Here is a 14,441-nt window from a genome sequence, read left to right as displayed (position 1 = left end):
TGTGCGTACACGCCTTATTTAGTTTTTGTTGACTTAGCAAGTAACAAATAAGCTTGCATATAGTAAAGCAGACCAGCATACCAATATAGAGCAATACCCCACACTCCACATGCAAGTGCAGCAGCATAAAGTACGAGCATAGACTCAGTAGGTACAGCATAAACAATCATTAAAGAAACAATTGAAAGCATAAGAAGTGCTGTGCCAGCTTTACCTACAAAGTTAACAGGCAAAGGACCATAATCTCTTTGCGCAAGTACTATTACAAGTACAGCCATAATAGCATCACGCAATACTACTAATAAAAGTGCCCACCAAGGGATAATCATTGCAACAGCTAAAGCTAACGTACTGCAAAAAATTAATAGACGATCAGCTATAGGATCAAGAATTTGACCCAACTTACTAACTTGATTCAAAGTACGAGCAATATAACCATCAAGACAATCAGAAAACGCAGATATTGCTAAAACAATAAGAGCAAAAGTCATCTGTTGCTGTGTAATAAGCCAAGCAATATAGGGAATTGAACATATGCGCAAAAAACTGATTAGATTAGGTATTGTCAAAACTCGATTCATTGCTTCAGGACTATATTCCTGATTAATAACGAACTTAGTCATAATATCTTCCTCATACGAAATCACACAATTAATCAGCATATATTCGCATCAAAAAAAAACTCGCTTGTTGTGCAATACTTAATATGTTGGGGACATATTTCATGCCCCCAACATACATCTAATATTTATTCACGCCAAGCAGCTTTTGCAGTATTGCGAATAGCTTCAATCGCTTCTTTAGGACTTTCTGCTCCATAAATTGCAGAACCTGCAACAAGCACATCAGCACCAGCTTCAGCAACTATTGCTGCAGTTGAAGGGCTAACTCCTCCATCAACCTGAATATGAGTATTGAGACCACGACGAGTAATTTCGTCACGTAAACGGCGAACCTTATTCATTTGATTAGCTAAGAACTTCTGTCCACCGAAACCAGGCTCAACAGTCATAATAAGAACCATATCGAATTCATCAAGAATATCGAAAATAGGTTCAACTGGTTCCGCAGGGCGCACAGCAAAGCAAGCTTTACAACCCATATCGCGAAGCTGACGAGCTAATCTCACTGGAGCATGAGTAGCACCCATATGAAAACTCACAGAAGCAGCTCCAAGTCTAGCATATTCTGGAGCCCAACGATCTGGATCCTCAATCATCAAATGTACGTCAACTGGAAGTTTAGTAACCTCACAAATTCGCTTAACAATTGGTTCACCCAAAGTCAAGTTAGGTACAAAGTGATGATCCATTACATCGACATGAACAAGATCCGCATTAGATATTGCATCGAGGTCACGCTCAAGATTGCAAAAATCTGCGGAAAGAATGCTAGGTGCTATTTGTATATTCATGTGTACTATTCTAGAAAATGCAAGCGACTAGTTTTATAAAAACAAGATTTTTAAAATTGCTTTTTCAAATACTTGAATCTTACTTACTAGAAGTGTTCTGAGACTCACGTTCTCTTTCGTCTGAAGTTATATCTATAAGTCGTTCAACAAGAGACTCACGAGTACTAGTACTCTTTTGCAGCAAAGCAAAAACAATAGTTGCACACATGAATACGATAATAGAAACCCAAACATTAATGCGCACACCTAAGAAAACATGTGAAAAATCAATTCGCAATGCCTCAATCCACACGCGTCCAATTGTGTACCACATAACATAAAGTGCGAATACGGAACCGGCTTTTAACTTCTTAGCTATAACTTTGCCAAAATAAATAAGCAATGCAGCACCGATGAAATTCCAAATCATCTCATATAAAAATGTTGGATGAAATAATGTGCCTTCTGGGCACGTTAACCCATCATAACATCTTTCACTATGACCTATTGCTTGAGTAGTATCATAATTTAACTTCAAACCCCACGGCAAGTTAGTAGGAGCTCCGTAAAGTTCTTGATTAAACCAATTCCCCAATCTTCCTATACCTTGAGCAATAAGCACAGCAGGAGCTGCACAATCAGCTAGTAATCCAATAGGATATTTACGATACTTGCATAATACACAAGCAGCCAATGCGCCTAAGAATATACCGCCCCAAATTCCTAGACCACCATTCCAAATTCTAAAAATTTCTAAAAAATCACCATTAGAGCCAAAAAACTTTTCTGGAGTTGTAATAACGTGATACAAACGCGCGCCAATTATTCCAGCAGGAAGACTGACTAAAACAAGATCAAGTATCTGGTTAAAATCTCCTCCAAGACGCTTCCATCGACGCGTAGTAATCCACATTGCAATCAAAATACCGGCAAGAATACTAAGAGCGTAAAACTTTATGTTTACAAAGCCAAGAGAAAATTGCGAAATACTTGGCGACGGAATAAAACAGACTGTCATGGCGTCGATATTAGTCTAAGCCCACGATTGCGACAGATAAATTCAGAAATGAGCAAGTTGCAAAAGCACAAGCAGCACAGGACCGCACAGCAAAATAGAATCTACTCGGTCAAGAACACCACCATGACCTTTTAGCAAATGTCCCATGTCTTTAATACCAATATCTCTTTTAAGCATAGAAGCACACAAGTCACCGAATGTGCCAATAATTCCAGAAGAAATACCCATGACTAATGGCATCCACCAGAAATTGAACCAAGAGGAACCATAAAAACCTGCAATAATTGCATATGCTCCTATAATTGCAAAAAGCATTGAGCCTATTAAGCCTTCTACAGACTTCTTAGGAGAGATTCGCGGAGAAAGCTTATGTTTGCCCAACCATGCACCAGCAAATAATCCGCCAGTGTCACTTAATGCAGGTAAAAATACCAAAAGCATAGCGTGAGCAACTGCGTATTTTGTATTTGTAAGAGCTAATACGATGCAAGAAGCTAAAAGTGGAATGTACAACACCACGAATAGCGAAACAGACGTATTCGTAAATAAAGTATGTTCGTATGATGAGCGGTTAGAACCATCGAGCTTTTTTTCTACAGCTTGCATCGTTCTATCTGAAATAGTACTGCTAAGAGTCGCACAAATTACTGTAAGAAGCAAAGATGCAGTAATTCCACTAGCCATAGCAACAGCATGCCATTTTGCATAGTATGTTGCAAAAATAGTTACAAGCGAACATATTGATAACGTCACGAAAGGAATACGCAAACCGAGAGTTGCAAAATCAACATGTAATTCCCACAATGCCAGAACCATAAAAATGGCCATAAGCACGATAAAGACATCAATGCTAATAATTAAGCAAGAAACAATTGCAACAACTAGTATTGCGGCGGTAGCAACTGCCTGAGGCATATTCCTGCCTGTGCGACGATTAATATCACTTAAAGTTTCATGGGTGCCATGTGTAGCAGTATCTGCTTTGTCAGAAGACAATCCTACTTCTGATGCAGTTTTTTCAGCATTTGCTTTACTGACTTCATTGACAAAATTATGCTGTTTTATTTGACTCATACGGCACCCATTCAGTTTGAAACTACAAAAATCTCAGACTTCCATAATTTCTTTTTGCTTACCTTCAAGCAAAACGTCTAAAGAATCAGTAACTTGCTTAGTTACTTTATCAAGCTCTTTTTGTAAACGATCACCTTCATCTTCGCCAAGTTCACCATCTTTAACAGACTTGTCAATAGATTCCTTAGCTTTGCGACGAATATTGCGAACTGCAACTTTGCCTTCTTCTGCTTTATTCTTAGCAAGCTTGACGTATTCCTTGCGACGCTCTTCCGTGAGCTCTGGCATAGTAACACGAATAACATTGCCATCACGATTAGGGCTTACACCTAAATCAGAATCGCGAATAGCCTTTTCAACAGCATTCGCTTGAGAAGCGTCAAAAGGCGTAACTGAAAGAGTTCTAGGCTCTGGAACACCAATAGATGCAACAGCTTTAATTGGAGTTGGAGCACCATAATAATCAACCATAATTCCGTTTAGCAAAGCAGGATTAGCACGACCGGTGCGAATACCCATAAAATTCTCTTTAGTAGCTTCAACAGACTTATTCATCTGTTCACGGGCTTGATCAATTATTGCTGACATGTGTTCTCCTTTATAATATTTAAGCAAATGTTGGCTCTGCATTAGACACTAATGTGCCAATAGATTCTCCAACAAGAGCACTAGTTACGTTACCTTCGCCCTCAAGACCAAACACACGAATTTTTTGATTATTATCGCGAGCCATAGAAAGCGCAGACGCATCCATAACAGCTAAACCATCAACGATAGCGCGCTTGTAGTTTAATGTTAGGAACTTACGAGCAGTAGAATCTTTACGAGGATCAGCACTATATACGCCATCCACACCATTCTTGCCCATAAGAACTTCATCGCAATGAATTTCCAATGAACGTTGAATAGAAACAGTATCAGTAGAAAAATATGGCATTCCGGCACCAGCACCAAAAATAACCACACGACCCTTTTCAAGGTGACGAATTGCTTTCAACGGAATATAAGGTTCTGCAACCTGACCCATTGTAATAGCAGTTTGTACGCGAGTTGCTTGCCCTGCTTGCTCAAGAAAATCCTGAAGAGCCAAGCAGTTCATTACAGTGCCCAACATACCCATATAATCACCACGGCTACGATCAATACCTGCTTGCTGCAGTTCTGCTCCCCTAAAGAAGTTACCGCCGCCGACAACAATAGCAACCTGAACGCCTTGATTCACTGCAGCTACTATTTCGCCAGCAATCCTACGAATGACATGAGTATCAATACCAACAGCACCACCACCGAATGCTTCTCCAGAAAGCTTTAATAAAACCCTACGGGACTTTCCTTCATCCGTTTGTGCAATAGCCATACAGATTCCTCCAGTCATAACGGCGAATGAGGTATATCTTTGTCAGTTTATCTATCAATAACGACACTCAAAACGCACGTTAAGCTGGACAATGAATATAAAAATGGGTTGCGCACAACTTGTGCACGCAACCCTATATACAAGAACAAAAATAAATTCTTATATAATTAGTGCTTATTCAGCAGCACCTTTGCCAACCTCAACGCGAGCAAAGGCAAGAGCGGTGCCGCCAACTTCCTTGAACAAGTCACCAACGCTCTTGGATGGATCCTTAACGTATGCCTGCTCGAGAAGTACAGTTTCCTTGAAGAAGGCGTTCATACGTCCTTCAACAATCTTTGGAACAATCTTCTCTGGCTTGCCTTCAGCTAAGGACTTCTCGGTTGCAACGCGACGCTCAGATTCCAAAACTTCTTCTGGAACATCTTCACGGCGAAGCCACTGCGCACCCATAGCGGAAATCTGCAAAGCAGCTTCGTGAGCAACCTTTGCACCAGCTTCGTCAGTAGCAATCATGGAAACGATGCTTGGAGGCAATTCCACAGACTTCTTGTGAGCGTAAATCTCAACGTGTGGACCGCTTACCTTAGCAACCTGACCAACCTTGACATGCTCGCCGAACAAAGCTGCTGCTTCTTCAACCGATTCCTTAACAGTTGCACCATCAGCTGGGGCTGCAAGTACTTCTTCAGCAGTAGAAGCATTAGCTTCAACAGCATGGTCAAGAACAGTGTTTGAGAATTCCACAAACTTTGGTGTCTTTGCCACAAAGTCAGTTTCAGAATTCAACTCAACTGCGTAACCAGTTTCGCCTTCAGCAGACTTAACAACCTTAGAAGCGACGGTACCTTCCTGAGCCTTACGACCTTCACGCTTACCAGCTGCCTGAATACCCTTAGCACGGATGATTTCCTTAGCGCGGGCAACGTCGCCTTCAGCTTCAGTAAGAGCCTTTTTAACGTCCATCATGCCGGCGCCAGTTTCTTCGCGCACCTGCTTAATCAACGCTGCAGTAATTGCTGCCATTTTGTTCTCCTCGTATCAATATGATTCTTAAAAGCTGCAAAAAGCAAAATCAATTGGATTTTGCAGCTTCTAAATAAGAATCTGGTTGCAAATTAGCTTATCAGGCGTTTGCCTCAGTATTTTCTTCCTTGGCAGGCTTAGCTTCAGCTTCGCCTTCCTTGGTGAGCAATTCCTTCTCCCAAGCTGCCATTGGCTGAGCATCATTACCTTCAGACTTAGCGCCCTTACCGGCATGCTCAAGCAAACCTTCAGCTACAGCATCAGCCATCAAGCTAGTCAATAACTCAATGCCACGAATAGCATCGTCGTTGGCAGGAATTGGATACTCAACAGCCTCAGGATCAGTGTTGGTATCAACAATTGCTACAACTGGGATACCAAGCTTATGAGCTTCTTCAACAGCCAAAGCTTCCTTGTTAATATCAACAACGAACATGGCGGATGGAGTGCGGTTCATGTTGCGAATACCACCGAGCTGCTTGGAAAGCTTGTCCTTCTCGCGCTCGAGAAGCAAAAGTTCCTTCTTAGTCAAGCCGGATCCACGAACATCGCTAAAGTCCATTTCCTCAAGTTCCTTCAAGCGCTTTACGCGAGTAGAAACAGTCTGGAAATTAGTCAACATACCACCAAGCCAACGCTCGCAAACATAAGGCATGTTTACGCGAGTTGCCTGATTCTGTACAGCTTCCTGAGCCTGCTTCTTAGTACCCACGAAGAGAACAGTGCCGTTGTGAGCAACAGTCTGCTTGATGAAGTCATAAGCCTTGTCGATCATGTCGAGAGACTTGAACAAATTGATGATATGAATACCATTGCGCTGGGTAAGAATGAACTGCTTCATCTTTGGGTTCCAGCGACGAGTCTGATGACCGAAGTGCAAACCAGCCTTCAGCATTTCGCTCATGGTAATCTGTGCCATATCTATATACCTTTCTTGTCGGTTATTTCCTGGCCATGTCTGTTCGCATGCAACTTGGTTAACACATGTCTAAATCCAAGCCGACCGACACGAACGGACGCGTACATGGCGCGTATTTGCGAATCCGTGTAGACAATAAAAAGCGAGCAATCATACAACGCGGCAATACTCATGCTCAAAATGGACACGCAAAGAGCGATTATATCAGATGCTCAATACTAAAAATCGGCATTCTTGTAGTGATAAAAGCAACAAAAACGCCGATAATTTTTAAAAAATTATTTACGCATAAAGCATAAAAACTAAAACTTAGTTACGCATATTATTGCGCAACTCACGCAACGCTTGACGGCGCACGTCCTTTTCAAGCCTATCTAAATAAATATGACCATCTAAATGATCACACTCATGCTGAATCATTCTAGCCATAAGACCTTCACCTTCAAGCACTACAGTCTTACCATCTAAATCAATTCCACAAGCTCTAGCATAATTTGCACGCCTAGTTTTGTACCATAATCCAGGAACAGAAAGGCAACCCTCGTCGTCGTACTGTTCACCTTTTAGCTCTTCAATTACGGGATTTAAAATATAGCCGATTCGACCATTTATATTGTAAGAAAAAGCTCTAAAACTTACACCAATCTGATTAGCAGACAATCCAGCTCTACCTGGGTCATTTACCGTTTCCAATAAATCATCAACTAAATGTTTCACAGCTGGCGTAATTTCACGAATCTCATCACAAGGAGTTCGCAATACGGGATCCGGAACAATACGAATTTTTCTAATAGACACTCGATTACTCTTTCTTTTATGTAAGTAGAAATAACGAAAACAACTACAAATATGTAAGCTTTTTACTCGACATGTTCATTATGATCACTATGCGATGTCGAAGAGGAATCTGATGAAGATTCTTCACCAAAACGCTTCAAATGATTCGCAGCTTGATCGATAGCTTGACGTACTCGAGGAGTTACAGCTTCCTGAGCTTGCTTAACAGTCTCCTGTGCTTGCTTAACAGTCTCAGTAGTTTTATCGAGAATCTTTACAGTTGCTGGCAAAGGACGAGTATTAGGCTTTGGAGCATACAATTGCGTTTCGATAATATCAGCATAGCGAGCAAGAATCTTCGGACGAACAATCTTCATACTTGGAGTCAAGGTTCCAGCATCTTGAGTAAATTCATCTTGCAAAATAACAAACTTACGAACAGACTCAGCGCGAGAAACAGTACTATTAGCTTGGTCAATAAATTGCTGAATTACTGAACGCACTGCTTCGTTAGTAGCAATCTCACTCATAGTAAGGTTAACATCCATACCCTTATTCTTTAGCCAAGAACGAACCATATCTGGATCAAGCTCAATTAAAGCAGAAACGAATGGCTTACCATCGCCCACTACTACAGCATGAGAAACTAATGGGCATTGAGCAATAATACCTTCCATAGGAGCAGGACTTATATTCTTGCCACCGGCAGTAATAATAATATCTTTTTTGCGACCAGTAATAGACAAGAATCCTTCATCATCTATTGAGCCAAGATCGCCTGAATGCAACCATCCATCTTCGTCAATAACTTCTGCAGTAAGCTCAGGCTTATTGAAATATCCCATAAATACGTTAGGACCTTTAATAAGCACTTCATCGTCGTCAGCAAGACGGATAGCTATACCAGGACCAGGTCGACCTACAGATCCAACTTGATTTGCATGCTCAAAATTAACTACACAAGGAGCGGCAGTTTCAGTCATTCCATAGCCTTGAATAAAAGTAATGCCATCAAGACCATTAAAGAAATGAGCTAAATCAGCATCCATTGGAGCTCCACCGCAGGCCAACCATGAAAGATTAGGGCCTAAAGCTGAGCGAATAGACGAGCCAACTGTTTTCATATACATCGCATGATTCATGCGTGCAGCAAGAGAATGAGTTTTACCTTCAACATTGTCGCGAGACCATTGAATGAAATGTTTTACAGCTTTAGCAAAGATACGACCCTTTATACCAGCACCAGCTTTTTGTGACGCAGCATTATAAACTTTTTCAAAAACTCTAGGCACGCCAAGTAAATACGTAGGCTTAAAACTACGCAAATCAGCCAAAAGATGCTTAGCATTAGGCACATATCCAATAACACCGTGAGCACCAATAGCAACATATTGAATGTACCGAGCAAAACAATGCGCCAATGGAAGGAATAAAAGCAAACGATTTGGCTTGCATAACATATCGTTAAGAACATCATAACCAGCAAAAACAATATGCGTAAAATTACGATTTGAAAGCATTGCGCCTTTAGGTCTACCAGTCGAACCAGAAGTGTAAACAATAGTAGCTAAATCATCTGCCTTAACAGCATCAACAGCTTTATTAAGCTCATCATCAGTAGTAGATTTACCAAAATCAACAACGGCTTCCAAGCCACCAGCTTTGAAATTAAATACGGTTTTCAAAGTTATATGTTTATGATCCTGACGAACACGCTCTAAGCATTGAGCATGCGCATCGTCTCCAGCAAAAGCAATAACTGGCTTAACTTCATCGATAATGTCAGCTGCCTGCAATGCTGAATCTGTTTCATAAATAGGAATGCTTACAGCACCAATACATGCACAAGCAAAATCGACAACACCCCACTCATAGCATGTAGCAGAGTAAATAACAACTTTGGAGCCATGCTGAACTCCGAGCGCTATTAAGCCTCGAGCTACTGCACGAACTTTCGCGAGCATTTCAGATGAAGTAACATCATGCCAACGACGAGTTTCATCGTCTTGCCATTGAGCAACCAAGTCTTGTGGGCTACGCATAGCACGATTGGCGAGTAAGGAATAAATGGTATCACCGTCTTGAGTTGGGTGAATGGCTTCTACAGCAAATTCTCGGAGCATATTATTTATTGTACTTGATAACAGAATCGACACGACTGCACGAAGTACAAAAAATAATACTTAATATTGTCATTTACAAACAAACACTGGGAAAAAACTTAGATTCTACAAGTCGTACAAGTTAGAATGTTTAATCTTACAAAAGTGAACCCCTTTATTGCTAAAATTGTTGAAAAATCAGCAAATCAAGCAATAAGGGGCTCATATTTATTTGAATATATGTACATAAGTCTTCAAACGCATTATCATAGATGTCTTATTTCAGCTACCTACTATAAGCGACGATTTTATCCTAGATCTGCATACGTGCAAATCCAACGATTATTTTTCAATTCCAAAGATAACGACGCCCAGTATTTCACAGGTCCTGCACAAATGCGCACAACACCTTCAAAATGATTCGGGCTGACTAACATTCCATTAAACAAACTCGGAACTGCAGGAAAACTACGCACAGCAGAGCGAGTTTCCGAATCGTTATTATCAGTGAAATACTCATCCATCAGTTTCCACATGTTAGTTAATTTAGTAATACAACTTTTTGTTAGAAGCTGCGACATTGCTGGAGAAATAGGCCTACCTCTCGAAATATCTGCAGCTATACAAGCAATTTGACAAGTTTTTAAAGCTAAATTAACAAAAGCCTGCTCATCTCTACTGTCGAAATAACACATTCCAACATGGTATTTCAAGCATTCACGAGAAAAACCAACACTAACTTCACCCTCATATACAGGCAAGCTAATACGAGGTCTACAGAAAACATGTGGAGGATCCTCGTCATTGTTTTTCTTAGTCTTTGAGGACTTATCTTTCAGCTCATCATCACTGTAATCGTTATCATCCATGCCATAGGCATCAGCAAAATCTATCTTCATATTTCTCTCCTGTTTTAACAATTATTTAAAACTGTTGTTATTTAAAACTTGTTAAGTTTATATTTCTACAAACTAAACGAGTTTAGATAAAAGCTTACAACGTAATTTTTCTCTAACTGCGTAATTAATAAAAATGTGGATAAATTACAAAATATTCGTCGTTTTCATTGAAAATAAACGATTTTATGCGTGTTGAATTATACACATTACGGTTTAAAAGAATAGCAAATATAGTTAAAAATCATATTTATACATGAATCAATAGAATGTTCATATAGATATATGCATTTTGAAAACAAAAATAGCGGTTCAGAACAAATTACTGAACCGCTATATTTTATGCAATAAGCATCATACTTAACACTAACGAATATCTTGATGGAATGGATTAAATACTACACTACAACGCTGGAAGCTCTTAACATCAACATAACCTGTAGAAGCCATTGTTCTGCGCAATGCACCAACAAAGTTTGTAGTACCATCTGCTTCATGACTTGGGCCAAAAAGAATATTTTCTAACGGAGCTACAGTGCCAACATTTGAGCGCATCCCACGAGGAAGTGATGAATGACGAGCCTCAGCGCCCCAATGAGTGCCATGACCAGGAGCCTCAGTTGCGCGAGCTAATGGAGTACCAAGCATAACTGCGTCAGCTCCAACTGCAAGAGCCTTAATAAAGCTGCCGGAATTACCCATTCCGCCATCAGCAATAATTTGCACGTAACGGCCGCCGGATTCATCCATATAATCCCTACGAGCTTCAGCAACATCCGCAATAGCAGTAGCCATAGGTGCTTGCACCCCTAAAGTATTCATGGTTGCGGATACTGCTCCGCCGCCAAATCCAACTAAAATACCTGCAGCTCCAGTTCTCATCAAATGAAGAGCAGAAGTATAATCCGCGCAACCTCCAACAATAACAGGGACATCGAGATCGTAAATAAACTTCTTTAAATCAAGAGGTTCATGATCTTTAGAGACATGTTCCGCAGATACTGCTGTTCCGCGAATCACGAATAAATCAACACCAGCTTCTAGCACAGTGTTATATAATTCTTGCGTGCGTTGTGGAGAAAGAGCTCCTGCTACTGTCACTCCAGCATCTCTGATTGTATGCAAACGCTTTGCAATCAATTCTGGTTTGATCGGCTCAGTATAAATCTCCTGAATGCGGCGGGTTGCAATGTTTGACGGCAACTCAGCTATTTCTTTTAACAAAGGTTCTGGATTCTCATATCGAGTCCATAAACCTTCTAGATCAAGAACTCCAAGACCACCCATTTGACCAATTGCAATCGCAGTATCCGGGCTAGTAACCGAATCCATCGGAGCAGCAATAATTGGGATATCAAACGTATAAGCATCTACTTGCCATGCAGTAGATACAGCTTGAGGATCACGCGAGCGACGCGAAGGAACAATAGCAATATCGTCAAGCGAATATGCAACTCGGGCTTTTTTGCCCAAACCAATTTCAATTTCCTGAGACATACTTCTTAGGCTAGTGCCCTATGCTGACGAGTTGCGACTCATAGTAATTCATCATTATTTTTACGCAAAGCACTGTATATAGCTTTTGCTTTATTCTCACCAATTCCAGGCACTTTTTGCAAATCTTCTAATGAAGCATTTTTCAAAGATTTTATTGAACCAAAAAATGCAAGCAAACGTTTACGATACACTGATCCAATTCCAGGAATAGCATCAAAAGTAGAATGCAATGAACCTTTTCTTCGCAATTTACGATGATACGAAATAGCAAAACGATGAGACTCATCTCTAGCGCGCTGCAATAAATACAATCCTTCTGAGCTTCTCTTAAAAATGATTGGATAATCTTCGTCAGGAAGCCACACTTCTTCAAGCTTCTTAGCTAAACCACAAACAGTAATATCACTTACGCCAGCATCTTCCATAGCTCTTTTAGCAGCTTTTGCTTGTTCTTTTCCTCCATCGACAATAATTAATTGAGGCTTATAAGCAAAATGCCGCGCACTAGTCAACGAATTACCTGAAAAATGCTTATTAGAAATACTGTTGGAATCACAAATATTAATGTCAGATGAGTCAGATGTATCTGATGCATCTAATGTATCAAGCTTATCTTCTGCATAAACATCTTTATGCTTAAACCTTCGCAATAATGTTTCATAAACAGCACTTAAATCATCTGTTTTACCATCACCGTGTTCACCTCGAACCGCAAAATGACGGTACTCACTAGGACGAGCAACACCATCTTCAAAAACAACCATAGAAGCAACTTGATAACTGCCATCAACTGTATTTGAGATATCATAACATTCAATTCGCAAAGGAGATTTACTCATTCCAAGCGCTTTTGCTATTTCATTCATAGCTTCTGTTCTCATATCTATGCTGTTAATACGGCTAGATTTTATGCGTTTCAATTCCTGACTAGCATTATCGTTTGCACGATCCATAAGAGCACGTTTTTCTCCGCGCTCTGCAACTCTAATACTTACTTGAGAACCACGAATATTGCTAAGCCACAATTCAAGCTCTTGCTTACGTTCTTCAGAAATTTTAATTGGAACTATAATCTCACGAGGAACAGGCGAAATAGGAGCAAGTAAATCCTCACGACCTGTTCTCTCTTGACGTTCACGACGAGTTTTAGTAGCTTGTGCTCGCAATATTACATCAGTTGCAGTAGCTTGTTGCGTAGAGCTAACAGCGTCGCGAACTTTCTTAATGCTAATAGTATCTTCATGGTTTTGTGTGTAATTTTGCTCATATTCTGCGTATACGCGAGTTAATAAATCAGCTATAAGATCACTGTCACTGATATGCTCATTTCGTTCTACTGACCAATTTTTCTCTCCACGAATCATTCCAGCTCTGACAAAAAATACATGAATTGACGCTTCAAGCTCATCTCCGCAGAATCCAAAAACATCTGCTTCTACATCATTGTCAAACACAACTGCATTTTGTTGCAAAATAGTGTTCAAAACAGCAATCTCGTCACGCAATTTAGCTGCACGCTCAAATTCTAGCTCTTCACTTGCTTCTTTCATCTCGTTCTTAATTTGTGAAATATAAGACTCTCCAACACTGCCTGTAAGTATGCCAACTACATGTTCTACCATCTTGCGATGTTCGCTAGGATCTATGTTTCCTATACAAGGAGCTGAACATTTACCAATCGAAGCAAATAAGCAAGGCCTACCAGTCCTATGAGCTTTGTTAAAAACAGAGGATGAGCATGTGCGAATAGGAAAAGTTTTAAGTAAAGAATCTAAACTATGACGAAGAGGCCACACTTTTGCATACGGACCAAAATATCTAGCATGCCGCGCACTACGATTTCTAGTAATCCATACTCTTGGAAAAGTTTCTTCTAGCGAAACTGCAACATAAGGATATGTTTTATCGTCACGAAAAACTACATTAAACCTAGGATTAAAAGCTTTAATCCAAGTATATTCAAGTGTAAGAGCCTCAAATTCAGTGCTTACAACAGTCCATTCCAAACTGCGAGCTGTAAGAACCATAGATTGAGTTCTGGGATGAAGTTGGTAAAGAGGTTGAAAATAATTCGCTAAACGATTGCGTAAATTTTTTGCTTTTCCAACGTAAATAACTCGCCCCTCGCCATCACGCCACTTGTATACTCCAGGTTGCGCTGGAATATCACGAGAAGCTGGACGGAATAAATCACGAGTATCACCAAGCAATGGAGCTCCTAATGCATTTACTCTTTCATTATCAAATGATGAATCTTTCGAAAACTGTTCATCTATCATTTCTTGCGTTTTACGCCATTTTTCACTATCTCTCATCCTATTTTCTTCTTGCAAATCATATGGTTTATAAGAATTTTTATTAAGATCATTATCTTTCATTTTC

At 40.2% G+C, this 14,441-nt stretch carries 13 protein-coding genes; all 13 read right to left on the bottom strand.

The window, feature by feature from the left end:
* Positions 1 to 14 precede the first annotated feature (14 nt).
* Complete coding sequence (locus HXT59_RS04400) at positions 15 to 623, bottom strand: CDP-alcohol phosphatidyltransferase family protein (RefSeq protein WP_064621630.1); 609 nt, start codon at positions 621 to 623, stop codon at positions 15 to 17.
* A gap of 125 nt (positions 624 to 748) precedes the next feature.
* On the bottom strand, positions 749 to 1,414 hold the full coding sequence (gene rpe, locus HXT59_RS04395) for a ribulose-phosphate 3-epimerase (protein WP_415693735.1): 666 nt from the start codon (positions 1,412 to 1,414) through the stop codon (positions 749 to 751).
* A 79-nt stretch (positions 1,415 to 1,493) separates the two neighbouring features.
* The gene (lgt, locus tag HXT59_RS04390) at positions 1,494 to 2,411 is read right to left on the bottom strand and encodes a prolipoprotein diacylglyceryl transferase (protein ID WP_174182579.1); all 918 of its coding nucleotides are present in this window, start codon (positions 2,409 to 2,411) and stop codon (positions 1,494 to 1,496) included.
* A 42-nt stretch (positions 2,412 to 2,453) separates the two neighbouring features.
* Positions 2,454 to 3,485: a phosphatidate cytidylyltransferase gene (locus HXT59_RS04385; RefSeq protein WP_004108908.1), complete on the bottom strand. Its 1,032-nt coding sequence runs from the start codon at positions 3,483 to 3,485 to the stop codon at positions 2,454 to 2,456.
* A gap of 33 nt (positions 3,486 to 3,518) precedes the next feature.
* On the bottom strand, positions 3,519 to 4,073 hold the full coding sequence (gene frr, locus HXT59_RS04380) for a ribosome recycling factor (protein WP_004106603.1): 555 nt from the start codon (positions 4,071 to 4,073) through the stop codon (positions 3,519 to 3,521).
* Between the two features lie 19 nt (positions 4,074 to 4,092).
* Complete coding sequence (gene pyrH / locus HXT59_RS04375; RefSeq protein WP_004108906.1) at positions 4,093 to 4,842, bottom strand: UMP kinase; 750 nt, start codon at positions 4,840 to 4,842, stop codon at positions 4,093 to 4,095.
* A gap of 174 nt (positions 4,843 to 5,016) precedes the next feature.
* A complete protein-coding gene (tsf, locus tag HXT59_RS04370) occupies positions 5,017 to 5,868 on the bottom strand; it encodes a translation elongation factor Ts (protein ID WP_076002884.1) in 852 nt (283 codons plus the stop codon).
* Positions 5,869 to 5,968: 100 nt separating this feature from the next.
* Positions 5,969 to 6,787, bottom strand: coding sequence for a 30S ribosomal protein S2 (gene rpsB, locus HXT59_RS04365; protein WP_032842488.1), 819 nt, complete (start codon positions 6,785 to 6,787; stop codon positions 5,969 to 5,971).
* Positions 6,788 to 7,096: 309 nt separating this feature from the next.
* Positions 7,097 to 7,585 carry a peptide deformylase gene (locus HXT59_RS04360; protein ID WP_004108893.1) on the bottom strand — a complete coding sequence of 163 codons (489 nt, stop codon included), beginning with the start codon at positions 7,583 to 7,585 and terminating at the stop codon, positions 7,097 to 7,099.
* A gap of 62 nt (positions 7,586 to 7,647) precedes the next feature.
* Positions 7,648 to 9,687, bottom strand: a complete 2,040-nt coding sequence (locus HXT59_RS04355) for an AMP-dependent synthetase/ligase (protein ID WP_076002885.1) — start codon at positions 9,685 to 9,687, stop codon at positions 7,648 to 7,650.
* A gap of 287 nt (positions 9,688 to 9,974) precedes the next feature.
* Positions 9,975 to 10,565 carry a hypothetical protein gene (locus HXT59_RS04350; protein ID WP_004108888.1) on the bottom strand — a complete coding sequence of 197 codons (591 nt, stop codon included), beginning with the start codon at positions 10,563 to 10,565 and terminating at the stop codon, positions 9,975 to 9,977.
* A gap of 363 nt (positions 10,566 to 10,928) precedes the next feature.
* Entirely contained in the window at positions 10,929 to 12,059 is a 1,131-nt protein-coding gene (locus HXT59_RS04345) for a GuaB3 family IMP dehydrogenase-related protein (protein ID WP_064622111.1), read from the bottom strand.
* A 38-nt stretch (positions 12,060 to 12,097) separates the two neighbouring features.
* Positions 12,098 to 14,437 carry an excinuclease ABC subunit UvrC gene (gene uvrC, locus HXT59_RS04340; protein WP_421782567.1) on the bottom strand — a complete coding sequence of 780 codons (2,340 nt, stop codon included), beginning with the start codon at positions 14,435 to 14,437 and terminating at the stop codon, positions 12,098 to 12,100.
* Between the last annotated feature and the right edge of the window lie 4 nt (positions 14,438 to 14,441).

Source organism: Gardnerella sp. KA01001 (assembly GCF_049244025.1).
Lineage (GTDB): Bacteria > Actinomycetota > Actinomycetes > Actinomycetales > Bifidobacteriaceae > Bifidobacterium > Bifidobacterium swidsinskii.
This window is presented reverse-complemented; position numbering and strand designations above follow the sequence as displayed.

Bases quoted from the DNA above. Each gene is read 5' to 3' on its own strand.
- tsf (WP_076002884.1), bottom strand. From the start codon at position 5,868: ATGGCAGCAATTACTGCAGCGTTGATTAAGCAGGTGCGCGAAGAAACT.
- rpe (WP_415693735.1), bottom strand. From the start codon at position 1,414: ATGAATATACAAATAGCACCTAGCATTCTTTCCGCAGATTTTTGCAAT.
- uvrC (WP_421782567.1), bottom strand. From the start codon at position 14,437: ATGAAAGATAATGATCTTAATAAAAATTCTTATAAACCATATGATTTG.
- HXT59_RS04355 (WP_076002885.1), bottom strand. From the start codon at position 9,687: ATGCTCCGAGAATTTGCTGTAGAAGCCATTCACCCAACTCAAGACGGT.
- HXT59_RS04400 (WP_064621630.1), bottom strand. From the start codon at position 623: ATGACTAAGTTCGTTATTAATCAGGAATATAGTCCTGAAGCAATGAAT.
- frr (WP_004106603.1), bottom strand. From the start codon at position 4,073: ATGTCAGCAATAATTGATCAAGCCCGTGAACAGATGAATAAGTCTGTT.
- lgt (WP_174182579.1), bottom strand. From the start codon at position 2,411: ATGACAGTCTGTTTTATTCCGTCGCCAAGTATTTCGCAATTTTCTCTT.
- pyrH (WP_004108906.1), bottom strand. From the start codon at position 4,842: ATGGCTATTGCACAAACGGATGAAGGAAAGTCCCGTAGGGTTTTATTA.
- rpsB (WP_032842488.1), bottom strand. From the start codon at position 6,787: ATGGCACAGATTACCATGAGCGAAATGCTGAAGGCTGGTTTGCACTTC.
- HXT59_RS04350 (WP_004108888.1), bottom strand. From the start codon at position 10,565: ATGAAGATAGATTTTGCTGATGCCTATGGCATGGATGATAACGATTAC.
- HXT59_RS04385 (WP_004108908.1), bottom strand. From the start codon at position 3,485: ATGAGTCAAATAAAACAGCATAATTTTGTCAATGAAGTCAGTAAAGCA.
- HXT59_RS04345 (WP_064622111.1), bottom strand. From the start codon at position 12,059: ATGTCTCAGGAAATTGAAATTGGTTTGGGCAAAAAAGCCCGAGTTGCA.